This window comes from Hymenobacter wooponensis (genome assembly GCF_004745865.1).
Lineage (GTDB): Bacteria > Bacteroidota > Bacteroidia > Cytophagales > Hymenobacteraceae > Hymenobacter > Hymenobacter wooponensis.
In genome coordinates, this window is the sequence record NZ_SRKZ01000007.1 from 222,417 (window position 1) to 248,634 (window position 26,218).

20 protein-coding genes are annotated in these 26,218 nt (G+C 56.5%); 13 read left to right on the plus strand and 7 right to left on the minus strand.

Features of this window, described 5'->3' with window-relative positions; genetic code table 11:
- Window positions 1-64 precede the first annotated feature (64 nt).
- Window positions 65-1,582 (plus strand): glycine--tRNA ligase, encoded by a 1,518-nt coding sequence (locus tag EU557_RS22090; RefSeq protein ID WP_135532654.1) that lies wholly within the window; start codon window positions 65-67, stop codon window positions 1,580-1,582.
- Between the two features lie 121 nt (window positions 1,583-1,703).
- On the opposite strand, the gene EU557_RS22095 is transcribed toward EU557_RS22090, so the two are convergent.
- Window positions 1,704-2,111, minus strand: a complete 408-nt coding sequence (locus EU557_RS22095; protein ID WP_135532655.1) for a hypothetical protein — start codon at window positions 2,109-2,111, stop codon at window positions 1,704-1,706.
- Between the two features lie 224 nt (window positions 2,112-2,335).
- On the opposite strand from EU557_RS22095, the gene EU557_RS22100 reads away from it, so the two are divergent.
- Window positions 2,336-4,774 carry an efflux RND transporter permease subunit gene (locus tag EU557_RS22100; RefSeq protein ID WP_135532656.1) on the plus strand — a complete coding sequence of 813 codons (2,439 nt, stop codon included), beginning with the start codon at window positions 2,336-2,338 and terminating at the stop codon, window positions 4,772-4,774.
- Window positions 4,775-4,919: 145 nt separating this feature from the next.
- A complete protein-coding gene (gene ileS, locus EU557_RS22105; RefSeq protein WP_135532657.1) occupies window positions 4,920-8,366 on the plus strand; it encodes an isoleucine--tRNA ligase in 3,447 nt (1,148 codons plus the stop codon).
- Between the two features lie 206 nt (window positions 8,367-8,572).
- Here ileS and EU557_RS22110 read toward each other — a convergent pair whose 3' ends face one another.
- Complete coding sequence (locus tag EU557_RS22110) at window positions 8,573-10,366, minus strand: hypothetical protein (protein WP_135532658.1); 1,794 nt, start codon at window positions 10,364-10,366, stop codon at window positions 8,573-8,575.
- 367 nt (window positions 10,367-10,733) lie between these two features.
- Here EU557_RS22110 and EU557_RS22115 point away from each other — a divergent pair, with 367 nt between their 5' ends.
- Window positions 10,734-11,387, plus strand: coding sequence for a lipoprotein signal peptidase (locus EU557_RS22115; protein ID WP_135532659.1), 654 nt, complete (start codon window positions 10,734-10,736; stop codon window positions 11,385-11,387).
- A gap of 106 nt (window positions 11,388-11,493) precedes the next feature.
- Window positions 11,494-11,865 (plus strand): DUF7831 domain-containing protein, encoded by a 372-nt coding sequence (locus EU557_RS26200; RefSeq protein ID WP_135532660.1) that lies wholly within the window; start codon window positions 11,494-11,496, stop codon window positions 11,863-11,865.
- A 5-nt stretch (window positions 11,866-11,870) separates the two neighbouring features.
- On the opposite strand, the gene EU557_RS22125 is transcribed toward EU557_RS26200, so the two are convergent.
- Entirely contained in the window at window positions 11,871-12,857 is a 987-nt protein-coding gene (locus EU557_RS22125) for an aldo/keto reductase (RefSeq protein WP_135532661.1), read from the minus strand.
- Window positions 12,858-13,196: 339 nt separating this feature from the next.
- Here EU557_RS22125 and EU557_RS22130 point away from each other — a divergent pair, with 339 nt between their 5' ends.
- Window positions 13,197-15,197 (plus strand): ABC transporter ATP-binding protein, encoded by a 2,001-nt coding sequence (locus tag EU557_RS22130; RefSeq protein WP_135532662.1) that lies wholly within the window; start codon window positions 13,197-13,199, stop codon window positions 15,195-15,197.
- A 442-nt stretch (window positions 15,198-15,639) separates the two neighbouring features.
- Window positions 15,640-18,150 (plus strand): ribonuclease R, encoded by a 2,511-nt coding sequence (gene rnr, locus EU557_RS22135; RefSeq protein ID WP_135532663.1) that lies wholly within the window; start codon window positions 15,640-15,642, stop codon window positions 18,148-18,150.
- Between the two features lie 169 nt (window positions 18,151-18,319).
- On the opposite strand, the gene EU557_RS22140 is transcribed toward rnr, so the two are convergent.
- A complete protein-coding gene (locus tag EU557_RS22140) occupies window positions 18,320-18,832 on the minus strand; it encodes an energy transducer TonB (protein ID WP_135532664.1) in 513 nt (170 codons plus the stop codon).
- 158 nt (window positions 18,833-18,990) lie between these two features.
- Here EU557_RS22140 and EU557_RS22145 point away from each other — a divergent pair, with 158 nt between their 5' ends.
- From EU557_RS22145 to EU557_RS22155, 3 genes are all read left to right on the plus strand, one after another.
- Window positions 18,991-19,962 (plus strand): polyprenyl synthetase family protein, encoded by a 972-nt coding sequence (locus tag EU557_RS22145; RefSeq protein WP_135532665.1) that lies wholly within the window; start codon window positions 18,991-18,993, stop codon window positions 19,960-19,962.
- 89 nt (window positions 19,963-20,051) lie between these two features.
- Window positions 20,052-20,690: a rhomboid family intramembrane serine protease gene (locus tag EU557_RS22150; protein WP_135532666.1), complete on the plus strand. Its 639-nt coding sequence runs from the start codon at window positions 20,052-20,054 to the stop codon at window positions 20,688-20,690.
- Window positions 20,691-20,800: 110 nt separating this feature from the next.
- Window positions 20,801-21,079, plus strand: a complete 279-nt coding sequence (locus EU557_RS22155) for a PLD nuclease N-terminal domain-containing protein (RefSeq protein ID WP_135532667.1) — start codon at window positions 20,801-20,803, stop codon at window positions 21,077-21,079.
- Window positions 21,080-21,152: 73 nt separating this feature from the next.
- Here the strand turns inward: EU557_RS22155 and EU557_RS22160 are convergent, their stop codons facing one another.
- Entirely contained in the window at window positions 21,153-21,776 is a 624-nt protein-coding gene (locus EU557_RS22160; RefSeq protein ID WP_135532668.1) for a DUF2939 domain-containing protein, read from the minus strand.
- Window positions 21,777-21,899: 123 nt separating this feature from the next.
- Between EU557_RS22160 and EU557_RS22165 the strand changes: the two genes are divergently transcribed.
- The 3 genes from EU557_RS22165 to EU557_RS22175 all read left to right on the plus strand — a co-directional run bounded on the left by EU557_RS22165 (window position 21,900) and on the right by EU557_RS22175 (window position 24,302).
- The gene (locus EU557_RS22165; RefSeq protein ID WP_135532669.1) at window positions 21,900-22,730 is read left to right on the plus strand and encodes a glycerophosphodiester phosphodiesterase family protein; all 831 of its coding nucleotides are present in this window, start codon (window positions 21,900-21,902) and stop codon (window positions 22,728-22,730) included.
- A 369-nt stretch (window positions 22,731-23,099) separates the two neighbouring features.
- Window positions 23,100-23,498, plus strand: a complete 399-nt coding sequence (locus EU557_RS22170) for a helix-turn-helix domain-containing protein (protein WP_135532670.1) — start codon at window positions 23,100-23,102, stop codon at window positions 23,496-23,498.
- A 240-nt stretch (window positions 23,499-23,738) separates the two neighbouring features.
- Window positions 23,739-24,302, plus strand: coding sequence for an acyl-CoA thioesterase (locus tag EU557_RS22175; protein WP_245326356.1), 564 nt, complete (start codon window positions 23,739-23,741; stop codon window positions 24,300-24,302).
- 392 nt (window positions 24,303-24,694) lie between these two features.
- On the opposite strand, the gene EU557_RS22180 is transcribed toward EU557_RS22175, so the two are convergent.
- Together EU557_RS22180 and recF are read right to left on the minus strand one after the other, a co-directional pair.
- Complete coding sequence (locus EU557_RS22180; RefSeq protein ID WP_135429841.1) at window positions 24,695-25,018, minus strand: DciA family protein; 324 nt, start codon at window positions 25,016-25,018, stop codon at window positions 24,695-24,697.
- Between the two features lie 78 nt (window positions 25,019-25,096).
- On the minus strand, window positions 25,097-26,209 hold the full coding sequence (gene recF / locus EU557_RS22185; protein WP_135532671.1) for a DNA replication/repair protein RecF: 1,113 nt from the start codon (window positions 26,207-26,209) through the stop codon (window positions 25,097-25,099).
- Between the last annotated feature and the right edge of the window lie 9 nt (window positions 26,210-26,218).

A 26,218-nucleotide genomic window follows, 5' to 3' on the forward strand; every position in this document is an offset into this window, starting at 1 on the left:
GATAAGCGCTGCGAAGTAGGTAGTGATCTAAGCTCTTGGCTCTCCCTTCTTATTTCTCCTTTATATGAGCAACGAGCAGAAACCCGCCGCCACGGCTGAAAACACCCTGGCCGATATCGTGTCGCACGCCAAAGAATACGGCTTCGTATTCCCTTCTTCGGAAATCTACGATGGCCTTGCCGCCGTGTACGACTACGGCCCCAACGGCGTGGAGCTCAAGAACAACCTGAAGCAGCTCTGGTGGAAGGCCATGACCCAGCTCAACCAGAATGTGGTGGGCATTGATGCGGCCATTTTCATGCACCCGCTCACCTGGAAGGCCTCGGGCCACGTGGATGGCTTCTCTGACCCCATGATTGACAACCTCGACAGCAAGAAGCGCTACCGCGCCGACGTGCTGCTCGAAGACAAAGCTGCCGAGTATGAAAATGCTGGCGACAAAGACCGCGCCGACGCTCTGCTGGCCGAGATGGGCCGCTTGCTAACCGCCGAAGACTTGGCGGGCGTGAAGCAGCTCATCCTCGATGAGAAAATCATGTGCCCCGTGAGCAAGACCTGCAACTGGACCGACGTGCGCCAGTTCAACCTGATGTTCTCGACGCAGGTGGGCGCCGTAGCCGATGACTCCAGCAAGATTTACCTGCGTCCCGAAACGGCCCAGGGCATCTTCGTGAACTTCCTGAACGTGCAGAAGTCGGCGCGCCAGAAGGTGCCGTTTGGCATTGCTCAGATCGGTAAAGCCTTCCGCAACGAGATTGTGGCCCGCCAGTTCATCTTCCGCATGCGGGAGTTTGAGCAAATGGAGATGCAATTCTTCGTGCGCCCTGGCACCGAGGGCGAGTGGTACACCACCTGGAAAGAGACGCGCCGCCGCTGGCACGAGGCCCTAGGCCTGCCCGCCGACAAGCTCCGCTTCCACGACCACGATAAACTGGCCCACTACGCCAAAGCGGCCGTGGATATTGAATATGAGTTCCCCTTTGGCTTCAAGGAAATCGAGGGCATTCACTCCCGCTCCGACTTTGACCTGACCCAGCACCAGAACCTGAGCCGGAAGAAGCAGCAGTATTTCGACAACGACATCAACCCCGAAACCGGCAAGCCCTACGGCAACTACGTGCCCTACGTGGTAGAAACCTCCGTGGGCGCCGACCGCCTGTTCCTGGCCACGCTCTGCCAGGCCTACCAGGAGGAGACGATTACAGAGGGCGAGGGCGAGAAGCAGCAAACCAAAACCCGCAAGCTGCTGCGCCTGCACCCAGCCGTAGCGCCCATCAAGGCCGCTATTTTCCCGCTGGTGAAGAAGGACGGCCTGCCCGACAAAGCCAACGAAATCTACAACAGCCTGCGTCACGACTTCCGGTTGGTGGTGGAGGAGAAGGACTCCATCGGCACGCGCTACACCCGCCAAGACCTCATCGGTACGCCCTTCTGCATTGCCGTTGACCACCAGACCCTGGAAGACAACACCGTAACCGTACGCCACCGCGACTCCCGCGAGCAAACCCGCATGCCCATCTCGGAGCTGCGCAGCTACATTGGCGAGGCCGTGAGCCTGTCGCGCGTTTTTGAGAAGCTCTAGGCCACTTACCGGCTAGTACCACAGGCCTAGAACGCAAGAACGCCCCCGGAGGAATCCGGGGGCGTTCTTGTTTGGGAATATTTGGAAAGGAAGGAATGGAGTTGGGTAGAACGCGGGATGCTTAGTTCTCGCTGAGCCAGGCCGTAGCATCGCGGCGCGAGGTAAAGTAGTTGAACTCTATGTGTGCTGGCGGAACCGTTTGGCTGGCGGCCGAAGAGTAAGACGCAATCTGATACTGGTACTGACCCTCCGACACCACGGCCGCAATAAAGAGCGGCTGCGTGTGGTGAGCGGGTAGAGCCGTTACGAGCGGCTGCAGAATTTGTTCCGTTTCGTCTTCGGTGGGAGGAGCGTTACGCTTTAGGTCCAGCAGAAGCTTGTCGATGTTAAGATCAAGCATCTGCTGCAGGGCCCGCTGGTAGGCCTGCCCAAAGGAGACCGACAAACGAGTTGCGTTGTAGCTAAGGTGCAGAGTCTGAGAAGCTGAGTTGAAAGTGAGGAGAGCTTCTGGGGAAGAAAAAAGTGTCATTAAGTCGAGTTAAAACAACCAACACGCCTCAAAGTGCAATTGGATGAATCCGCAACATGTTGATGTGCGGCTGTTTACGCTGTAAGCTACATAAGTTGTTGCCTATATTCTAAACAATTTTTAAAACGCATGCTATTCAGGTTTAGTTTGCTTATGGTTGAGCTAACGGTTTAATCGCTACGCCCACAGAGTAGTTGCGTACCTTTGCTGCATTTTAGCAGCCTATGTGGAGAAACCTCGCCCTGTTTGTCATTAAGAACCGTCGCTTGCTCATTGGCCTGCTGACGGTCATCACGGTATTTATGGCCTGGGAAGCCCGCAAGGTGCAGATGACCTACGACTTTGCCCAGGTGGTGTCGGCCGACGACCCAGATATGGTGTACTTCCAGAAGTTCAAGCGGACTTTCGGGGAAGATGGCAATGTGCTGGTGTTGGGCATGCAGGATAGCTCCGTGTATAAACTCGGCAGTTTCAATGAGCTGCGCACGCTTACTGATACTTTGAGCAAGGTAGAGGGTGTGAATGGCGTACTGGGCGTTACGCGCTTGCCTAAGCTGGAAAAGGATACTGCCACCCAAACATTCCGGGCTGTCCCGATCTTCCGCAACTTCCCCCAAACTCAGCCCGAGCTCGACTCGCTAATGCGGGTGGTAAATGCCCAGGAGTTCTACAAAGGCCAGCTGATTTCGCCCACTACGGGCGCCACGCTGCTGGCCCTCACCATGGATCCCAAGTACCTGAACTCTAGCCGGCGCGAGGCCGTGATGCAGGAGATTCTAGGCCACGCTGAGCACTTCCAAAAGAAGACCGGCATCAAAATGCACTATGCCGGGCTGCCCTACGTGCGAGCCACCATGACCACTAAGGTAGCCTCCGAGATGAAGCTGTTTGTGGCCCTGACTATCGTTATGATGGCCGTAACGCTGCTTATGTTCTTCCGGACGTGGTCGGCGGTGGTGTTCCCCCTGCTTATCGTGTTGATTGTGGTAACGTGGTGCATCGGGAGCATGGTGCTGCTAGGCTACAAAATCAACCTGCTCACGGGCCTGATTCCGAGTATCATCATCGTTATCGGCATCCCAAACTGTACCTACCTGCTCTCCCGCTATCACTACGACTACCGCAAATCGGGCAACCAAGTGCTGGCCATGGCTCGGGTAGTGCGGAAGATAGGCCTAGTAACGCTGATGAATAATACCACCACAGCCATTGGGTTTGTGGTGTTCTGCTTCACCAATATTGCCATTCTGTTCCAGTTCGGGGCGGTGGCTACCCTCAATATTTTCGTGGCGTTTGCGGTGTCCTTCATCCTGATGCCCATCATTTTTACCATTCTGCCGCCACCCACGCCCAAGCAGCTAGAGCACCTCGAAGCCAAGCCCCTGACCAAGCTGCTGGAGTTCTTTGATTACCTGGTGCTGGAGCGCCGCACTACCGTGTACCTAACGGCTCTCGTCTTGATTGTACTGGCCTCGTTCGGGGTTACGAAGGTGAAATCGGTGTCGTATATGGTGGACGACCTGCCGAAAGATTCATCGGTTAACTCCGACTTGAAGTTCTTCGAGCAGCACTTCAACGGCGTTATGCCACTGGAAATGGTGGTGGATACGGGTAAGCCCAAAGGCCTGCTGAAGCTCAAGAATCTGGAGCGGATTGACCGCCTGGAAAACTTCCTGCGCACGCAGCCCGTGCTCACCACCCCGGTTAGCGTGGTTACCTTCCTGAAGGCCTCAACTCAGGCCTTCTACAACGGCAGCCCGGAGTATTACCGCCTGCCCGATAACTCCGAGAAGAATTACATCTTCAGCTATCTGGCTCATTCACAGTCTACCAAGGGCAGCGAGGGCCAGCTAACCAGTAAATTGCTGCGCTCCTTCACCGACAGCACCATGCAGCGGGCCCGTATCTCGCTCAAGATTGCCGACGTAGGCTCGCACAACCTCGATACGCTGCTCAACAACCGCATTCGTCCCGAAATCAATAAGATTTTCAACGGTACGGGCATGGATGTGAAGCTAACGGGTACCACCATTATCTTCACCAAGGGCAACGAATACCTCATTGGCACGCTCAAGGAAAGCCTCGTTATTGCCTTTGTGCTGGTAGGCCTAGTAGTGCTGATTTTGTTCCGCAGCATTCGGGCGGTGTTCTTCACCCTGCTGCCTAACTTCTTCACGTTGCTGCTCACGGGGGGTATTATGGGCTACTTCGGCATCCCGCTCAAGCCCAGCACCGCCCTCATTTTCAGTATTGCGCTGGGTATTGATGGCGACAACTCCATTCACCTGCTGGCCAAGTTCCGGCAAGAAATGGCCGCCAACGGCCGCCGCGTGCGGGCTGCCATCAGCACCACGCTTTCGGAGGCCGGCACGAGCATGATTTACACCAGCATTGTGCTGTTTCTGGGCTTTTCGGTGTTTGCCTTCTCAGAGTTTGGCGGCACCAAGGCCCTAGGCCTGCTGATGTCGGCCAGCTTGCTGATTACCAACTTCTCTAACCTGATTCTGCTGCCCTGCCTGTTGGTTACCTTTGAGCACGGCAAGGATGAAGAAACCATCGACCAGTCTAGTATTCGTCATTACGATGATAACTACCACGAAGAAGATGATGACCTGGAACTGAACCTGAACCGCATTCAGGTACAGCCCAAGCTGAACGGATAGAACCACTATTCATACCACCGTCCTGCTGAGCTGGCCGAAGCATTTCTACCGCTTCGGTGAGTCGGCCCTAGGCCACTTGATTAGCCCGAGGAAGAGCTGCTTCGGCCAGCTCAGCAGGACGTTCTGATATAACGACCCCCACTCAATGAACTACCCCGAATACAAGCAGCCGCTCAACTACGGCCAGGTTGGTACCGATATCCTGGCGTGGTGGAAGCAGAACGGCATCTTTGAGAAGAGCGTGAGCACCCGCGAAGGGCAGCCCACCTTCGTGTTTTATGAAGGCCCCCCGTCGGCCAACGGCGCCCCCGGCATTCACCACGTGATGGCCCGGACCGTGAAGGACATTTTCTGCCGCTACCAAACCTTGCTGGGCAAGCAGGTGAACCGCAAAGGCGGCTGGGATACCCACGGCCTGCCCATTGAGCTGCAGGTAGAGAAGGAGCTGGGTATCACGAAGGAGGATATCGGCAAGAAAATCAGCATTGAGGAGTACAACCAGCGCTGCCGCGAAACCGTGATGCGCTTCAAAGCCCAGTGGGACGACCTCACCGAGAAAATGGGCTATTGGGTTGACCTCGACGACCCCTACATCACCTTCGAGCCCGAGTACATCGAGAGCTGCTGGGCCCTGCTCAAAAAGCTCTACGACAAGGGATTGCTCTACAAAGGCTACACCATTCAGCCCTACTCGCCAGCCGCTGGCACGGGCCTGTCGTCGCACGAGCTGAACCAGCCCGGCACCTACCGCGACGTGAAGGACACGACCATCGTGGCCCAGTTCAAGGTGAAGCGCGATGAGAAATCAGAACAGTTATTCAGCAATGTGCAGCTCGATGAGGTGCCGCTGGCTGAGCTATATGGTGACGGAGCCGCGGAGCCAGAGGTGTACATCCTGGCCTGGACGACTACGCCCTGGACCTTGCCCGCTAACACTGGCCTAGCCGTTGGGAAGAACATCCCGTACGTGCTGGTGAGCACCTTCAACCCCTATACCTACGCCCCCGTTCGGGTGGTGCTGGCGGAGGCGTTGGTGAGCCGTTACTTCTCGGAGAAAGGAAAAAACGCCTCGTTTGAAGAGTTCAAGCCCGGCGACAAAGTGCTGCCTTGGCGCATTGAGAGCCACTTCAAGGGCTCCGATTTGGTGGGTGTCCGCTATGAGCGTTTGTTTGGTCACGACAAAGGCTTCCCGGCGTTTGAAGGGGAGGAGCGTGCCTTCCGCGTGATTCCCGGCGACTTCGTAACGACGGAGGATGGTACCGGCATCGTGCACATCTCGCCCACCTTTGGCGCCGATGACTTTAAAGTAGCCCAGCTTAACGACATCCCTGCACTGATAGTGACGGATGCGGAAGGCAAGCCTACCCCCGTTGTGGACCGCACTGGGCGCTATGTGCCGCAAATGGGCGAATTTGGCGGCCGTTGGGTGAAGAACTACGATGGCCATGACCAGAGCGGTGCCGACTATAAAACCCTCGATGAAAGCATTGCCATCCGCATGAAAAGCGACGGCACGGCTTTCAAAGTGGAGAAGTACGAGCACACCTACCCGCACTGCTGGCGCACCGACAAGCCCGTACTTTACTACCCCCTGGACTCTTGGTTTATCAAGACCACGGCGGTGAAGGATCGGCTCATTGAGCTCAACAAAACCATCAACTGGCAGCCCGCCAGCACGGGCACCGGCCGCTTCGGCAACTGGCTCGAAAACCTAGTCGACTGGAACCTGAGCCGCTCGCGCTACTGGGGTACGCCCCTGCCCATCTGGCGCACCCAGGATGGCTCGGAGGAAATCTGCATCGGCTCGGTTGAGCAGCTGAAGCAGGAGATTGACAAGGCCGTAGCGGCCGAAGTTATGACCCACAACCCCTACGCCAACGGGGAAAAAATGGACCTGCACCGCCCCTACGTGGACGATATCTTCCTGGTATCGCCCAGCGGCCAGCCCATGTACCGCGAGACGGACCTCATTGACGTGTGGTTTGACAGCGGCGCCATGCCCTACGCACAGTGGCACTATCCGCTGGAAAACAGCGAGAAGTTCCAGAAGAACTTCCCGGCTGATTTCATTGCTGAAGGCGTAGACCAGACCCGCGGTTGGTTCTTCACCCTGCATGCCCTGGCCGTAATGCTGGAGGATTCAGTGGCCTATAAGAATGTGATGGCCAACGGCCTGGTGCTGGACAAGAACGGCAACAAGATGAGCAAGCGCCTCGGCAACGCCGTAGATCCGTTTGCCACCATCAGCCAGTTTGGCCCCGATGCTACGCGCTGGTACATGATTGCCAACGCCCAGCCCTGGGACAACCTCAAGTTTGACCTGGCCGGCATCACGGAAGTGCAGCGCCGCTTCTTCGGCACCCTGTTCAATACCTACTCGTTCTACGCCCTCTACGCCAACCTCGACGGCTTCCAGGCCCGCGAGTTTGACCGAGTGCCCTACGAAGAGCTGACCGAGCTGGACCGCTGGATTCTCAGCAAGCTGCAGTCGTTGATTGTGGAAGTGCGCGGCTACTATGATGGCTACGACCCCACGAAAGCCGCCCGCGCCATCCAGGATTTCGTGACCGATCAGCTCTCCAACTGGCACGTGCGCCTCTCGCGCCGCCGTTTCTGGAAGGGCGAGCTGACCACCGATAAGCGCGCCGCTTACGAAACCCTGCAGGAATGCCTAGTGGTAGTTTCGCAGCTCATGGCTCCCATTGCGCCCTTCTTCGCCGAGTGGCTCTACAAGAACATGACCGACGGCATGCGCGAGGAAGCAGTGGCCAAAAGCACGCCGCTGGCTCCTGAGTCAGTGCACCTCACGCTGCTAGTAGAAGCCGCCGAAAACCGCATCGACAAGGCTCTGGAGGAGCGCATGGAGCTGGCCCAGCGGATTTCTTCGCTCACGCATTCCCTGCGGAAGAAGTCGGTGCTGAAGGTGCGCCAGCCCCTGCAGCGCATCCTGGTGCCGGTGTTCAACGAGACTACTCGTGAGCAGGTAGGCAAGGTGGAGGACCTGATTTGCGCCGAGGTAAACGTGAAGCACGTGGAGTTCCTCGACGATACCAGCGGCGTGCTAGTGAAGTCGGTGAAGCCTAACTTCAAGCGCCTAGGCCAGCAGTACGGCGCCAAGCTGAAAGCCGTGGGTGCCCGCATCCAGCAGATGACCCCTGAGGAAATCAGCACCCTCGAAAAGACGGGTCAGCTGGCCGTAGAAGTGGATGGCGAAGCTCTTACCCTGGCCCCCGACGACGTGGAAATCCGCACTCAGGACCTGCCCGGCTGGCTCGTAGCCACCGACGGCCCTCTCACCGTAGCCCTCGACGTGACCCTGACCGATGAGCTGCGCCAGGAAGGTGTAGCCCGCGAGTTGGTGAACCGCCTTCAGAACCTGCGCAAAGACAGCGGCCTGGAAGTGCAGGACAAAATCCGCGTGACGCTAGGCCAGCAGGCCGAGCTACAAGCCGCCGTGCAGTCGTTCGGCGACTACATCCGCGAGGAAGTGCAGGCCCTCGCCCTGAACTTCGCGCCCGATGTAAATGGCGGCTCCGTACTGGAATTCGACGAGTACAACGTGCCCGTGCAGCTGGAAGTAGCTAACGGATAGATAGTGGCCTGAGCCACTTATAGAGCCAAAAAGGCCGCGCATCAATTGATGCGCGGCCTTTTTGTTTGTGTTAGCCTAATCAGGCCGTCATGCTGAGCTTGTCGAAGCATCTCTACCGCTTCGTTGCTGTTGTTTGATTAGTAGTTAGCTAGAAGTAGAGATGCTTCGACAAGCTCAGCATGACGTTCTTGAGAGTAATGTAAACTCTACTTCACAACCAACTCTTTCCGTACCTCCTCTTTTTGCTTCTCTGAGAGCACGCGGTACACATATCTGCCCGGTATCAGGCGAAGCGACAATGCGTCCTCTGATGCGCGTAATTCGTGGGTATAGATGGGCGAAATATCCTCCCGCATGGCTAGTTCTGGTTGTAGGTAGAGCTGTACCATCCGGCGGCCGGTGGTAGTGGTTGGCTTAAAAGGGCGCACGTCTAGGGACACTAGCTGGGCGTTGGTGGCATCAGAGTAAGGTAGGGGCAACTGGCCTAGGTCTAGGTTGTTGCGCACTACCAAGTCGTTTTCGGGGTAGGGAGAGAGGCGTTTGCCCTTGTGCAGCTGGTACACCACCTGGGCAGTGCCGGCAGGAGCAGCCACTAGGCCACCTCGTGCCTCATTGCTCATGCGCGCCTGGTTGATGCTCAGAATGCGCCAGCCCGAGAGGTCGATGAGGTGCTGGGCCATCCATTTTTTGTCGGCTTGGCCGGGCATAATGAGGCGGTTCATGTGGGAGCCGCCGCCATACACAAACACCTTGGCGGCGGGGTCGTGGCGCACGGCATTATACAGGTTGGTGGCCTCGCCTAGCTCCCGTTCCTTTTGGTCGCGGGTAGCTTCGTAGGCCACCAAGGTAAAGCCTAGGTGGCGTGCCGTGCGGATTAGGTTGGCAAACGTGGCCTCGCGGGTGTAGAAGCCGGCTTTTAGGGGCAGCGGGTCCAAGCTGGCGGCCGCCGAGTCTTCGAGCGTTTCCAGGGCCAGATAGCGGAATCCTTGCTGATACAAGCCCGGTAGTAAAGCCGCGGCCAGGGCCCGGTGCCGGCCGAACGTGTGCGACTCATTCAGCATCACGGCCTGCACACCAGCCGCTTTCCGCAGGATTTCCGGCACCGCATCCAGGCTCACTAGCGTATCAGAGGACATAGGAGTGGGCCGGCGAGTGGTTTCTGTGGGTGAGCTAGGCGCCGGGATTCTCACGTTGTTCCAACCCTGCTGCTGAAAATACTCCACCGAGTCGGTGTTGCCGGCCATGGCGTGATACTGCTGCAGCATTTGCCACAGCATCCCATCAAGGCTAGGGTCGTTGCCCGCGCTGGGTGCGTGCCGGCTCTGGGCCAGCGCCGACAGCGGAGCCAGATAATCCCCATTTGGCCGACTTAGAAACGCATCATTGGCCAGCCGCACCGGCGACACCACCCGCGGCCAGCGCCCCTTCTGCACCGAAGGAAACGTGAATGTCACGAACTCCGCATCCATCTCAAAGCTCCGGTCGCGGATGGAGGTGCCGGGGCGGGAACTGCCTTCATCCGTAGCCACCAGGTATAGCCAGCCCTGCTTGTCGGGCAGTGGCGCGGCGTATTCCATCAGCAAATCCTGGCCTACGGTGTCGGTGCGTTGGTAGCGGCCAGTGCCGTTTTCCTGAAATCCCAGGGCGTGCCAATCGGGGCTGCCGACCACGCGCAGGCCACGTATTCGGTAAGTTGGGTCTATGTATGTCTTGCCAGTAAACACCAGCGCCGCCTGCCGCCGCGAGAGGCCTAGCTGCTTCAGGCGCAGTTTGGTTACAGCATCAGGCTTGTTTTTGGGCCGCAGCTCTATATCGTAATCCCCGTTAAGCAGCAGGCTGGTGTTGAGCTGGCGGTTGTAGAACGTGGTGGTCATAGTCTTCTGCTGTTCATTGCTCTTGGTGAGCGGGTGGGGCGAGGCGCAGGCCCCCAGGCCTATTGTGCAGGCAATAAGCGAGGCTCTGAGCGGTAGATACGAAAGCGGATTATGGCTGATTAGCATAGGAATAGCAGATGAAGGATACCGAAATGGAATGTATAACTAAAAAAATAGTTTACTGCTAAAGCTTCTTTTGCTTTGCCGCGTCAGCCTTGAATTTTCGGGACTTTGCCGGTTGAATAAGCTCCTTAACTCGGCTGAAATGTGGCCGCGCAACTTCCCCCGGAAACTGCACGCTGCGTCTCGCCCAGAAAAACATTTGTTTGGAGTAAGTTTGCCGTTGAGGGAGCGTTTGGCATAACGCCGCACAAATCCTCGAAAAACGGGTTTATATCGGCACAAAAGCCACCTCAGAACATATACCAACGACGCAGAGGCTGTAATGGGGCGCCACGCAGCGGAGTCAAAAATTCTGCGTCACTTTGTGCTTATGAAGTATTGGAAGTATTACCTGGTGGCCCTGCTGGTCATCCTCATTGATCAGCTCTCGAAGTGGGCCGTGCACACCTACATGGACCGCTTCGACGAAATTCACCTCATCGGCGACTGGTTTAAACTGCACTACACGCTGAATCCCGGCATGGCTTTCGGCGTTGAGCTGCCCCCGCCCTACGGTAAAATTCTCCTTACCAGCTTCCGATTGGTGGCCGTGACGGGCATCGCCTACTACATCTACAAGCTCTGGCAGCGCCACGCCCCCAAAGGCCTTATCACCTGCGTTTCCCTGATTCTGGGCGGGGCCATCGGCAACCTGATCGATTCTATTTTCTACGGCATCATCTACAACAACGCCCCCATCACGGCGCCTACGCCCTGGTTTCACGGGCAGGTGATTGACATGCTCTACGTGGACATCTACGAAGGCATCTTGCCTGCTTCCTGGCCGCTGATAGGTGGCTCGCACGTTTCTCTCTGGCCCATCTTCAACATCGCCGACTCCGCCATCTTCGTAGGCGTGGCCCTGATCCTGATTTTCCAGAATCGCTTCTTCAGCCACCACGAAGAAGACGCCCATCCCGTAGCCGCCGATGATGCCGCCGCCGCCCAGGCCCGCCACGACGCCGAAGCCTCAGAAGTAGCCTAGAGAACCCCTTAAATGCCAAAAAGGCCCGTTGGAACTACTCCAACGGGCCTTTTTGTGTCTAATGTTTGTAGCTTCACTTTTTCCTTATTCACTTCATCGAATATGTATGCTTTTGAAGCAAAAGAGGATATACCGGGCTGACTTAAGAGCTAACTCTAATACGCTATACCTGTTTGGCGACAACGAAAGCAGACGTGGACTAGGCGGGCAAGCCAAGGAAATGTGTGGAGAACCAAACGCAATAGGAGTGAGAACGAAGCGTAAGCCTAGCTTGAAGGAAGCAGATTTCTGGACCGACGAAACCCTGGCTAAAAACTGTCAGATGATTGACGAAGACTTAGCTCCAGCACGACATCATCTCGCCAAAGGTGGGACCGTAGTGGTACCAGAGGATGGTCTCGGGACCGGCCTAGCTCAATTGGAGCAACGAGCACCCCAAACGTTTGCCTACTTGGAACAAGCTATTCAAGCTTTATAAAAGCTCTACCACAGGTTATGCACCAGCGGCTTGATGCGCTGCTCGTAGATGCTGCGGACGGCTTCCATTTGTTCGCCTGATAGCGCGGGTAACTCTGCGGCACTGAGGTTTGACTCTAGCTGGCTGGGCTTGGAGGCGCCGGGGATTACGCAGCTCACTTCATCGAACATCAGTACCCAGCGCAGGGCAATGGGGGCGAGGTTGGGCTGATCGGGGAACACCTTTTTCAGCTCTTCCACGGCTGCTAGGCCAGTCTCGTAGTCAACGCCCGAGAAAGTTTCGCCCTTGTCGAAGGCGGCTCCGTCGCGGTTGAACTGGCGGTGGTCGTCGGGGGAAAAGGTGGTTTCGCGGGAGAACTTGCCGGTGAGTAGGCCACTAGCCAGCGGCACGCGCACAATCAGGCCTACATCGTGGCGCTTGGCCTCGCTAAACAGCAGCTCAGTGGGGCGCTGCCGAAACATGTTGAAGATAAGCTGAATGGTGGTGACGTTAGAAAACGTGAGGGCTTTAAGGCCTTCTTCCACCTTTTCCACGCTCACGCCCAGGTTCAGAATCTTGCCTTCCTCCTTGAGCCGATCAAACACCTCGAAGATTTCGGGGCGATAGTACACCTCCGTAGGCGGACAGTGCAGCTGAATCAGGTCGAGGGTTTCCAGCTGCATGTTGCGCAGGCTGGCCTCCACGAACTTCCGGATGGCCTCAGGCTGGTAGGCCTCATTCACGTGGGGCTGCAGCTGCCGGCCGCATTTGGTGGCCACGTACACGCGCTCAGAGCGGCTGCGTACGAGGCGGCCCACAGCTTTTTCGCTCTCACCGTCGCCGTACACGTCGGCAGTGTCAATGAAGTTGATGCCGCTATCCACGGCTTTATTCAAAATGGCGTCAGCAGTTTCGTGGCTGAATGGGTCGCCCCACTTGCCACCGACTTGCCAGGTGCCGAGGCTGATTTCAGAAACGTTAAAGCCGGTTTTGCCCAGTTTGCGGTAGTTCATATGTGTTGGTTGGGTTGAGTTTTGGTTGTCATTCCGAGCACAGCGAAGAATCTGAGGAGTGGCCTAGAGGTTGTTCATGCTCCTACAGACTGTCATGCTGAGCTTGTCGAAGCATCTCTACTGCTTCGTTGCAGAGGCCTAGGCCAGTAGCTAGCCAGAGGTAGAGATGCTTCGGCAAGCTCAGCATGACGGTCTTTTTCAACTTCCTGAACAGCTTTTAAGGCTCTAGGCCTGTCTCCAGATTCCTCGCTGCGCTCGAAATGACATACGGTAGACTTGCGCCGCAAGCTACTGCCCGCCTGCCTATCTTTACTTTTTTCCGCCTCGTCCCTCGTTGCCGTGTCCCAGCCCATTCTTTCCGTTCGTAACCTGACCATCGACTTCTCCAGCCACCGCGGCGACACGCGGGCCGTGGAGAACATTTCGTTTGATCTGCGGCGGGGCGAGACGCTGGCCATTGTGGGCGAGTCGGGCTCAGGCAAGTCTGTGACCTCGCTGGCCTTGATGGGGCTGATTCCGCTGCCGCCCGGCCGCATTACGTCGGGCGAGGCGCGGTTTCAGTCGGAGGCGCTAGGGGAGGTGGACCTGCTCAAGCTCTCCGAGGAGCAGCTGCAGCAGGTGCGCGGCAACGACATCGGGATGATCTTCCAGGAGCCCATGACCTCGCTGAACCCCGTGTATACCTGCGGCAGCCAAGTGGTGGAGGCCCTGCGCCTGCACACCACCCTCAGTGCCAAAGAAGCCGAGGCCCGCACCGTGGAGCTGTTCCGCATGGCCCAGCTACCGCGCCCCGAAAAGATCTTCAGCAGCTACCCCCACGAAATCAGCGGCGGCCAGAAGCAGCGCGTAATGATTGCCATGGCCATGGCCTGCAACCCAGCCATCCTCATCGCCGACGAGCCCACCACTGCCCTCGACGTGACGGTGCAGGCCCGCATGCTCCACCTCATCGACGACCTGCGCCGGCAGCACAACACTGCGGTCATCTTCATCACCCACGACTTAGGCGTGGTAGCGGAAATAGCCGACCGCATCATGGTAATGTACCGCGGCCGGGTAGTGGAGCAGGGGCCGGTGCTAGACATCTTCACCAACCCTCAGCATCCCTACACAAAGGGCTTGTTGGCCTGCCGCCCAAAATTATCGGTTGGCAAAAAAAGATTACCGGTAGTAGCCGATTTCATGCGTGAAACGGCCGATGGAGGCTTTATTGCTACTGAAACTGCCCCTACGCAACTGCTTGCTAATGAAATTGGTGAAGCAGGTGGTGTAGCCTCTCAAAATGGCATTGAAACCACCAAAACGTTCCCCGTGGAACATCCTGTTTCACGCCCCGAAACGCCACTTTTTGGCCTGGAAACAGCACCTAGCTTAGAATCTGGGCAGCCGTTGCTGGAAACACCCAGTGTAGGGGTAGACGCTGTTTCGGAGATAGACGTGCCAAGTACGGTAGCCTCGGAGCCAGCAGTGGCCTACGAAGCCACCGCAGCCTCGGCGGGATCAGCTACCGGTGCTAGGCCACTCTTAGAGGTGCGCGACCTGAATGTGCACTTCCCCATCCGCAAGGGCTTCTTCAACCGCACCACCGAGTACGTGCGCGCCGTGGACGGGGTGAGCTTCGACATTTACCCCGGTGAAACTGTCGGGCTGGTGGGCGAGTCGGGCTGCGGCAAGACCACGCTAGGCCGGACGCTCTTGCGCCTAGTGGAACCAACCTCGGGTAGTATTCTGTTTGAAGGAGTGGATTTGGCCAATCTCCCAGCCGGGGAGCTCCGCCGCCGCCGCCGCGAGTTTCAGATGATCTTCCAGGATCCTTATGCTGCCCTCAATCCTATGCTGACGGTGGGCGAGGCCATCCAGGAGCCCATGCAAGTGCACGGTGTAGGCGGCACCCGCCAGCAGCAGAAGGCCCGCGTGCTGGAGCTGCTCCGCACCGTAGGCCTCCGGGAAGAGCACTACCTCCGCTACCCGCATGAGTTCAGTGGCGGACAGCGCCAGCGCATTTGTATTGCGCGGGCCCTGGCGCTCCAACCCAAGTGCATCATCTGCGACGAGTCGGTTTCGGCCCTCGACGTATCGGTGCAGGCCCAGGTGCTCAACCTACTCAACGACCTCAAACGCGAGTTCGGCATCACCTACCTCTTCATCACTCACGACCTCTCCGTGGCCCGCTTCATGTCGGACCGTTTGCTGGTTATGCGCCAGGGACAGATTGTAGAGAGTGGCCTAGCGGCCGAGGTCTACGCCAACCCGCAACACGAGTACACTCAGCAGCTGCTGGCCGCCATCCCGAAGGACGAGCCCTCGGACATTCGGGCAGCCGTAGCTAGTCGGGCATAGGCAGGAGTGGCCCAGCAGGAGTCAACGTTAAGTCAAACCCAGAACGTCATCTTGAGCGCAGTCGAAGGATCTCGCGCGCTGAGGCAAGAACGATTGTCGAGACGCGACACTTGGCTCTGCCGACCTCCGGTTCGCGTCTCGGCGTCAAAATTACTAGCCTAGAACGGGGCTAGCTAAACAACATCAGCAATACCGAGACGCGAAGTGTCGCGTCTCTATAACCGGGCAACCGTAACACTTGCCCACACCCGCGTAACTCAACCATAACCTTCCCCCTACCGGCGGAAATAGTTATTTGCCGATATATTCCGTATCATCTCTCAGAAGCGCAGTTTAGCGCCTCAGTACCCTTACCCCGGAAGGCCTCGTATTACTACCAGCCTTCCTCATATCAACCCCGCCGCCTGCGAAAAAGACAACCACTGGCGGCTCTTATTTTCTGATGAAAAGAAAAGACGAATCCGCCGCCCCCCGCGCACCTCGCGCGAAGGCGGCCCGTGGCGAAGAAGCCACCGCTGCCGCATCGGTATCCAAAGACCTCGTGTTTCGGATCTTCCGCGACAACCCCACCAAAGTACTGGCCTACCGCCAGCTCTCCCGCCGCCTTGGCGTAACAACCAAGCAGCAGCGCGAGGAGATTTTTGACCACCTCAAAGCCCTCAAGAAAGCAGGCCTGATTACCCTCCTCCAGAACGACGAGTACCGCCTCACGGACCCCGGCACTACCGAGTTTGCCACCGCTCCGGCCAGCAGCCGGCGGGCGCGCAACCCCGAGAATACGCCGGTGCCTACCCGTCGCAGTGGCCGTCCCATCGAGACGGAGTTTGGCCAAGACCCCGTGGTGCACCGTCGCCGCGAAGCTGGTTTCGACTTCCCCGATGCCGACGAGCCCGACACGCGTCGCCGTCCCGGTCGGGAGAGCGATGCCCAGACCATTACGGGTACCGTATCCTTGGCCACCGACCAGTTTGCTTTCGTCATTAGTGAGGAGAGCGAGACCGATGTGCGCGTGTTCACGGACCGCCTGAAGTTTGCCATGCACGGCGACACTGTGCGTCTGCGCCTGCGCGGCTCCCGCGATGGCCGCCCCGTCGGCGACGTGGTGGAAGTAGTAAACCGTGTGCGCCCCGAGGTAGTGGGCCGCCTGTTTGTGCAGGGTGGCATCGGCTTCGTGAAGCCCGATAGCCGCAAGCTCTACTTCGACGTGTTCGTGCCGTTCGAGAACCTGCACGGCGCCAACCACGGCGAGAAAGTGCTGGTGCGCATCACCGAGTTTCCGGAGGTCAGCGAAGGCCGCACGCCGGTGGGCGAGGTGGTCCGCAGCTTCGGACAGGCCGGCGAAAACGAGGCCGAGATCAACGCCATCATGGCCGAGTTCGGACTGCCCTTCGAGTTCCCCACGGACGTAGAAGCCGAGTCGGAATCCATCTCTGAGGTGATACCTCAGAGCGAGATTGAGCGCCGCCGCGACTTCCGCGACATCACCACGTTCACCATCGACCCCGCCGACGCCAAGGACTTCGACGATGCCCTGTCTATCCGGAAGCTGGAGAACGACCACTGGGAGATTGGCGTGCACATCGCCGACGTAACGCACTACGTGCGCCCCGGCATGGAGCTGGAGCGCGAGGCCAAGTACCGAGCTACCTCCGTGTATCTCGTCGACCGCGTGATTCCTATGCTGCCTGAGCGCCTCTCCAACGGTCTCTGCTCCCTGCGCCCGAACGAAGACAAGCTGACTTTCTCGGCCGTGTTTGAGCTCGATGAGAACGGGAAGCTCTACAACTCCTGGTTCGGTAAAACCATCATTCACTCCGACCGCCGCTTCGCGTACGAAGAAGCGCAGGAGCGTATCGAAGGACTGGAAGCCGACTACACCGCCGAGATTCAGCTGATGAACAGCATCGCCAAGAAGCTCTGCGCAGCCCGCTTCAAGCAGGGTGCTATTAGCTTCGAAACCCAGGAGGTGAAGTTCAAGCTGGATGAGAATGGCAAGCCGCTGGGCGTGTATGTGAAGGAGCGCAAGGACGCCCACAAGATGATTGAGGAGTTCATGCTGCTGGCCAACCGCAAGGTGGCCGAGTTCGTGTTTAAGCTCAAGAATCGCAAGCCGCGCTTCACTATGGTGTACCGCGTGCACGAAGCCCCGGACCCCGACCGCCTCCAGAACTTCGCCCTCTTCGCGAAGAAGTTTGGCCACAACCTCGACCTCACCAACCCCAAAAAGCTGAGCACCGAGCTCAACGATTTGTCGGAGGAAGTGATGGGTCGCCCGGAGCAGAACGTCATCCAGACGCTGGCCGTGCGCACCATGAGCAAGGCCATTTATACCACCGAGCCCCTAGGCCACTTCGGTCTGGCCTTCGACCACTATTCGCACTTCACCTCGCCCATCCGGCGCTACCCCGACATGATGGCGCATCGCCTCCTGGAGCACTATCTGGAGGGCGGCAAGAATGTGGAAGTGGGTCCCGTGGAAGAAGAGTGCAAGCACTCCTCGGAGCGGGAGAAACTAGCGGCCACCGCCGAGCGTGCCAGCATCAAGTACAAGCAGGTGGAGTTCATGTCGGACGTTATCGGCGAGACATTCACCGGCGTGGTGTCGGGCCTCACGGAGCGCGGGCTGTACGTGGAAATCGAGGAGAACAAGTGCGAAGGCATGGTTCGCCTCAGCGAGATTCCCGGCGACTTCTTCGAGCTGGACCGTGACAATTACCGCATCGTAGGCAAGAACACGAAGCGCATTATCCAGTTCGGCGACGAGATGCAGGTGGTGGTAAAAGCTGCCAACCTGCTAGACCGTACCATCGACTTCGAGTTGGTAGACGAGCGCCCCGACCACGTGAAGCGCCGTGAGCAGGAGGACCGCCGCCAGGGCAGCAAGCCCCGCGGCTACCGCCCTGAGCGCAACGGTGGCGGCCGTCCCGGCGGCAAAGGCAGCAAGCGCAGCTAGGCCACCTCTCGTGGTGGCCTAGGCCTGCAATTGCGAGGACGAAGGACGAAGCACCCGCAGGACAGCGCCGCTAATCTTTCCTTGTCGTTGCACGAAGCCTTGAACAAACAAAAGCCCTTACTTCCACTTAGGAGGTAAGGGCTTTTTGCATCTGAATCATTACCGGCTATCAGGGAAGATCTACTGGAACCGTGGTAGCAACAGCTACTGGTTTACCGTTCTTCTGACCAGGCGAAAACTTGGGAAGCCGACTGACGCACGCTACTGCGGCGGCATCATACGCGTCGCTAATGCCACGGCCCGGCGCTACCCAAACGTCGGTAATATCACCGGAAGGGAGTACAGTAAAATGCACGAATACCCGCACGTGCTGCTTTGGGCCGGACGGCCACTTCAGGGTTTTCTGGATGGCTTTTGCAAGGGCTGCTTGTCCGCCAGGGAAGACCGGCACTTGCTCTGCATACACATAGCCACCGGTAGTCAGAGCTGCTGAGTCGGGCAGGATAACCTCCTGCTTCGACTCGGTTAGTTTAGGGGCCGCAGAGGTGGTACTCTTAGGTCGAGGCGGAGTAGTAACGGGGGCCGGCTTATGGGCATCCCACCAGTTGTAAGAGTTCTGAGCAGCAGCTCCGGTAGATAGAAGCAGGCAACTCAGGATAGCTACACAGCGCATAGTACTCATGGGATAAACATGGATTCGCGGATAATAGCGTTGTGTGGAAGATAACAACTTCTCCCATGAGCAGCTTGTCTGCTTAGTAGCCTACCTACTGGCCTAGGACACTCATCCATCCCAACCGACTCCTCCGTACCTTTCCCCTTCGAACCATACCCGTTTCTGTGGACCTGTCCCAACTTACCGACCGCCTCAATACTGGCCTAGGCCAGCTACGCTACGGCGAAGCGCCCGACGCGCTCTACGAGCCCATTCGCTACATCATGGCCCTTGGGGGCAAGCGCATTCGTCCTTTGCTCACACTGCTGGGTGCCCATCTGTTTACCGACGACCTAGACCCCGTACTCAAGCCGGCCTTGGCTACCGAGGTCTTCCATAACTTCACCCTCCTCCACGATGACCTAATGGACCAGGCGCCCCTACGTCGGGGCAAAGCCACCGTGCACGAGAAGTGGAACCCCAACGTGGCCATTCTCTCCGGCGACGTGATGCTGGTGCGCGCCTACGAGCTATTCCTAGACGTGAAGCCCGAGCTACTGGCCTACGTGCTGCGCCGCTTCTCCCAAACCGCCGCCGAGGTCTGCGAGGGCCAGCAGTGGGACATGAACTTCGAGACAGAAACCGAGGTAACCATTGCCCAGTACCTCGACATGATTCGCCTGAAAACGGCCGTGCTCCTTGGCTTTGCCCTGGAGCTGGGCGCCCTGCTGGGCGGCGCTTCCCAAGAGGATGCCGACCACCTGCGCCAGTTCGGAACGGATATCGGCCTAGCCTTTCAACTGCGCGACGACCTACTGGACGTGTACGGCGACGCGGCCACCTTCGGCAAGCGCGTGGGCGGTGATATCGTCTCCGACAAAAAGACCTTTCTGCTGCTCACCGCCCAGGCTCAGGCCAACGCTGCTCAGCAGGCGACCTTAGCCCAACACGTAGGCCAGCCCGTCACGGATGCTGAGGCCAAGGTGCAAGCCGTGCGTGCTATCTACGATGAGCTCGAAATACGCCCTCAGACGGAAGCTCTCATCAATACCTACTTCCAGAATGCCTTGCAGCACTTGGAGCGCGTGGCGGCCCCCGCAGAGCGCAAAAAGCCTCTGCAGCAGCTTGCCCTCCAACTCATGGACCGCGAGCAGTAGTCTTTTGGGTTGTTGATTGCGGGTTGTCAGTTGTTAGCTGTCCCCAACCAATCAACTACCGACAACTAACAATCAACAACGAAATCTCCATGCTTAATCTAAGCCCCACGCTGGTACTGGTGGCCCTCACCTGTGGTATCTCCATGTATGCCTGGTCTAATCAGGAGCTGATGGACAGCTGGATCCTCAGCCCCTACGAAGTGCGCCGCCGCAACGAGTGGTACCGCTTCATCACCTCCGGTTTCCTGCACGCCGACTTCGGCCACTTGCTCTTCAACATGCTGGCGTTTTATTCCTTCAGCCAGATTGTAGAACAGGTCTTCGTGAACTTCTTCGGTATCACTACCGGCATCCTGTACTTCTTGTTGCTCTATATCGGTGGCATCATCGTCTCTGATATTCCCACGTACCTCCGCCACCGCAACGACCCCAACTATCGTAGCCTGGGGGCCTCGGGTGGAGTAGCGTCGGTTATCTTCTCGGCTATACTATTTGCGCCTACCAACAAGATTGGCGTGTTCCCATTGCCACCCAGCCTCGGCATTCCAGGCTTCATCTTCGGCTTTCTCTACCTGGCCTATTCCTACTACATGGGTCGTCGTCGCGGCGATAACATCAACCATGATGCGCACTTCTATGGTGCTTTATATGGTTTGGTAGTCACGCTGATCCTAGTTCCCAAGGCTGGTCCGTTTTTCTGGGACCAAATTCGAGGATTTTTAAGTTAACTTATTGACTATCAATAGTATGTGTGCAAATATATAGATTGATAGATATCCATTTAGCGGAATGCGCGTAAAGAGAGTCTGAAATCCCTTTTCAACTACTCTCTTCAATCATGAACAAACTCGCACCTTATATCACCCGACTTGCTTTCACTACGCCTTTGCTCGCACTGACGCTCGTGATGTCTTCCTGCAGCCGCTACAACGCCAACGGTGGCCTAGCTACCTGGGGCTACGTTCTGCTTGCCCTCGATGTACTGGCTCTGTTTGACGTTTTCCGTCAGCCGTGGTCAATTGGCAAGAAGATTCTGTGGGCTGCTATTATTTTCTTCTTCCCGCTGGGTGGTCTGATTATTTACTACCTCTTCGCTGGTCGCGGTAAAGCGTCCTAAGGTTACCAGACAACCCATAAAAAAGGCCCGGTGCATCTAAGTGCATCGGGCCTTTTTGTTTGCATTAGCAACTCTAGTTTCGGGTGTGTAACCGCTGCTTCTCAAGGCGAGCAATGCTTTTGACCAGTGCTCCAGCGTTGGCAATTTCAGTAGCCTGCCAATGGTCACCTTGCTGGCGCATTTTCACATCTATCACTAAAGTAGTGTCATACCGGGGCTGACTAACCTCTAAGCCAATGATAGCTTGGTCGCCCTGCTCGCGCGTATACTTAATGCCTTTGAACTGGCTTCCAGGGCCTGCCACTGCGCCAACTACTCCTAGTACTGGCATCTGCAAAATGCCTCCAGCTTGGGCTTGGCCTGATGCTTCTATCGAGCCGGTCTCTATGTAGCGTTGTACCTCCTTGCGTGCCGCTTCCGTGAGCTGGGGCTTCAGCAGAGGCAGAGTTGTTCTGAGCGCAAAACTGCGTGGCACGAAGTTGTCTAACACCTCACTCTGCTCAACCAGTTGATCAATCATGTTGCCTGCTACGCTTTTTACGTCCACGTAGCGCTCAAACTCGGCCATGTTATGGCTTTGGGTGGCCTTTGCCGCTTGCATGAGTGAGTAGGTTGGGCCAGTACTCAGGCTACGGTAGTATAAGTAGCCCGCTACGGCTAGGCCAGCTAATACGAGCAGGATGATTATTCTTTTCATGTGGGTACTCTAAGGGGAAGTAAGGAGTAATACAAAGGTAGGATAGCGGCTAAAGCTGCTTGTGGTGCTATGGAGGCCTACCTTCCTACCTACGTATAACAAGCCCGTTTTATTCCTTGCTCCATGACTGAAAGAACTTTTCCGGCTATTCATGGCCATCGTGGCTGCCGTGGCTTACGCCCCGAAAATACCCTCCCGGCCTTCCGGTACGCGCTGGCCTTGGGCGTTGATGTGTTGGAGCTAGATGTTGTCATCTCCGCCGATCGGCAGGTGGTTGTCTCACATGAGCCATGGTTTTCGGCGGCTATTTGCCGCACGCCCCAGGGCCAGCCCATTGAGGCAGCCACTGAGCGGCAGCACAATCTCTATGAGCTTCCTTACGCGGTTATTCGGCAGTACGATTGCGGCCTTTCTCGGCACCCTGGCTTCCCGGAGCAGCAGCCGGAGCCGGCCTATAAACCACTGCTCCGTGAGGTGCTGCAGGAGGCGGAACGCTATGCGCAGAAGCTTGGGCGGCCGCCGGTACATTACAGCATCGAGATAAAAAGCTCACCCGCCAGCGACGGCATTTTCCATCCCGCACCCGCCGACTTTCTCGCGCTTGTACTCTCCGAGATTTCCATTGCGCAGGTAGGGGAGAGGACTACACTTTTATGCTTCGATAAGCGGGTGCTGCAGGTGGCCCGGCAACAAGCTCCCGGGCTTCCGCTGTGTCTGTTGGTAGAGGATGAACTACCCGCTCAAGACCACCTTCAGGAGCTCGGATTTTTGCCCGCCGTGTATGGCATGCACTACCCGTTGCTCACCCCTGGCCTAGCTGATTTTTTGCGGGAACAGGGAGTAGCATTTGTACCCTGGACGGTGAACCAACCCGAGGACATGCGCCGCACTCTGGCGCTCCAGCCAGCCGGTATAACAACCGACTATCCGGATGTGCTTTTGGCTTTGCGGTAGGCTGCCCTTGCGTGCTCAGAGCGTTACAACTAAGTATCTCATCTCCGATAATCAGAGCCTAGTGCTGCCAACAGCGCTTAGGGTAGCTAGCACTAGCCTATGAAGACAACACAAGGTTTGTAAACCAGTTATAAAAGCGGCTGAAATGGTTCCTATGAGCTGTTTCAGCCGCTTTTCACTTGTATGTGTTACAGTGATACACTGTGTAATGTGACAGTGTATTGTTATATTATGTTACGTGTAACGTGTATCATATGTAACAGTGTTCTTGTTTTACAGTGTTACAGGTGTTATGTGTTACGTAAAAGTGTTTGGCTGTTTGAAACAGTTTTTACATATTTACACTACGAAAAGTAACACCCTATTTACATGCCAAACCAAGGCGAAATACTTCAGGAAGCCATTAAAAACAGCGGTATTTCCATCACACGTATCGTGGAGGAACTGGGTATTACACGTCCAACCATCTACCGTAAATTCAAGGAGGATACACTTGATTACGCTTTCGTAAAGCGAGTGGGCGAAGTTATCGGACACGACTTTTCGCAAGACTTTACAGTGTTACAACAAGGTGCTTTGCCTTTTGTAACACCTGTTGTATCACCTACTGTATCGTCCGCGCCCCTATTAGGTGTAACACATAAGTCTGTTACACCCTCCGCCCCCGAATTAGACCCTACAAAGCAGCTTTTGGCCCTCCAAGCGAAATACATTGCCCTACTAGAGGCCTACAATGAATTGCTGTTACGGGTGTATGGTCCTAAGTGACAGATTTGTTCCACGTGAAACATATTTGTTTTGACTTCCTCTAACGGGTGATGATTAGCAGCTGTAATCACAGCTAGTAGGGAGGCTAAGGTGAAAAGAAAGTAGAGGGGAAGGATAGTGGGGTGATGCTGGTAGTGGAGGAGCGATGAAGCATATTGCGCCGCAGAAAACACGTCGGTACCAAAGCCAGATTCAGGCTTAAGTGGCCGCTGCTTACCCTTCCCAATTCAAGCTGCATTAATGGCTAATCCAGTACTCCCGGACGTGCGCCCGGTGTCTTATTCTCGCGTTACTCTTACCGAGTTGATGATCCCTTCTTATGCCAACTTTGGCGGTAAGATTCACGGTGGGATTCTGCTCTCGCTAATGGACAAAGTCGCCTACGCAGCAGCCTCCAAACACGCCGGCAATTACTGCGTGACGGTAAGCGTAGACGGGGTAAATTTTCTGCAGCCAGTGGAAGTAGGAGAGCTGGTTTCACTGCTGGCCTCCGTGAACTACGTAGGCCGGACTTCCCTGCTAGTAGGCATCAAGGTGATTGCCGAAGACGTGCGCACCGGTACGGTGAAGCACACCAACACCAGCTACTTCACCATGGTTGCTAAAGACGACGCCGGGAAGCCTACCATAGTGCCGGAGCTATTGCTGGAAACCCCCGAGGATACCCGCCGCTTTCTGGAGGCAATCAAGCGCCGCGAGTTCAATGCCCAGTACCGGGAGCAGTTCGATAACGCCCGCACTGAGTTGGCCGCCGAGGAGCAGCTTCACCTCTTGCAGCAAGAGCGGTGTCAGCTCGGGTACTAAGTACTGCAGGAGGAAGAAGGATAGAATAGGGGAGAGCCATTGACCAGCCCGAGTAGTTTAGCAAGGCCACGGACTCACGAGCGATAGTAGGGGTAAGAGGACACAACAAGGAGGCGTGTATAACCTAATGGTTCTTGTCCTCTCCAAGGCAAATGGATAATAAGCCCGGCGCGCATTATCAGATAAGCTAACCTTATCATGATGCATTCCTGTTGAGCTGACTATAGTCGTCAGGCCCAGCCGGACCCACACAGGCAAGGCATGAATAGCAGATGTGCCTCTGTATAATGAGTAGGGGTAGCAGAAGAGAAGATCCTGCTCAGAGCAATCCTAAGTAAGCCAGTTGCTCACAGGAAAGCAGACGGAACGTTGCTAAGCAGGAGGGGGTAGGCCTAGAGGAAGACCACCTCCTTAATCACTTCCTCTCCAACTTCAGCATTGATGATTTCCAGGACCCGAGTCTTGGCCATGAAGAGCTCGTGCTTAAGCGGGGCAGAAGAGAGGCGAACAAAGAGCTTGCCCTGGCTGACGTATACCTCCTGAGTCTTCATGGCTACGGCCTTGCCCATCACCCGCTCCCAGCTCGATACTACCACCACCTCGTTGAGCTTACCCTGCAGCCGATATGCTTTCAGCAAAGCCTTAATACCATCCTTCAGCGGGACAATATCCGACTGACGGGAATTTTCAGGTGAATAAGGTTTTTTAAAAGCCATTTCAGTAAAATAACGCGCGAAGAAACAGGCCCCTGTCAGTAGATAACGGAGCTAGTGCAAAGGTAACCCCAAGCCGAGCTAGAGTAGCGCTACTTTACCCGAATCGACCCGGAACCGGCGGATATCATTTGATAGGGAGGAGAGAATACGGTCAGTCCTCTCAAGGTGGGTATCGGTAAGGAAGATCTGCCCGAAAGTCTGGTTCGCGACGAGTTGCATAAGTCGAGTTATCCGCTTCTCATCGAGGCGGTCGAAGATGTCGTCGAGCAGGAGTAGGGGCTTGTGCTGCTTACGGGCGGCAAGCACCTCAAATTGTGCCAGCTTAAGCGCAATGGCAAATGACTTCTGCTGACCCTGGGAGCCGTAGCCCTTCACCGCTAGGCCATCCATCAAAAAGGTCACATCGTCGCGGTGGGGGCCGAGCGTGGTGCGCTGCAGAGAAATGTCTTTGCGCTCCTGCAGGCGGAGGAGCTTGAGGAAGTCGGCACCAGGTAGCTCACTCTTATAGGTAAGCGTGACTACCTCCCGGGCATCAGCCAGCTGCTCATAGTGGCGCTGAAATACGGGCTCGAACTCCTGTAGAAACTCCTGCCGGCGCTGGGCTAGTTGCTCGCCCAACGGAGCCAGCTGTTCATCCAGTACTAATAGGTAGTCGCGGTCGTAACCACCCTGCCGATCGGTGGCCAGCTTAAGAAGGGAGTTGCGTTGCTTGAGCAGGTGGGAGTACTTAATCAGAACTTCCAGGTACTCGTGGTCGAGCTGGGAGATAAGACTATCGAAGTACTTGCGCCGCTCCTCGCTGCCCTGCCGGATGAGGTCCGTGTCGTACGGGGAGATGAGTACGACTGGAAAGCGCCCGATGTGGTCGGAGATTCTATCGTAGGCCTGCTTGTCGTGGAGGACCGATTTCTTTTGACCCGTGCGGAGGCTGCACTGAATAGTCTCGCCTTTGTCTTCATCAGAAAGTTTGAACTTGCCCCGCACCACAAAGAACTCTTCTCCTTGTTTTATGCTTTGTGCATCAGAAGATGTGAACGCACTTTTGGTGAGCGACAAGTAATGGATGGCATCCAATAGGTTGGTCTTCCCACTACCGTTGTCGCCCACAAAGCAATTGATGTGGGGGGAGAGTAAAAGGTTTGCCTCGTCGTAGTTCTTGAAGAACAATAAATGCAGGTTTTCTAGAATCATGCGCGGTTC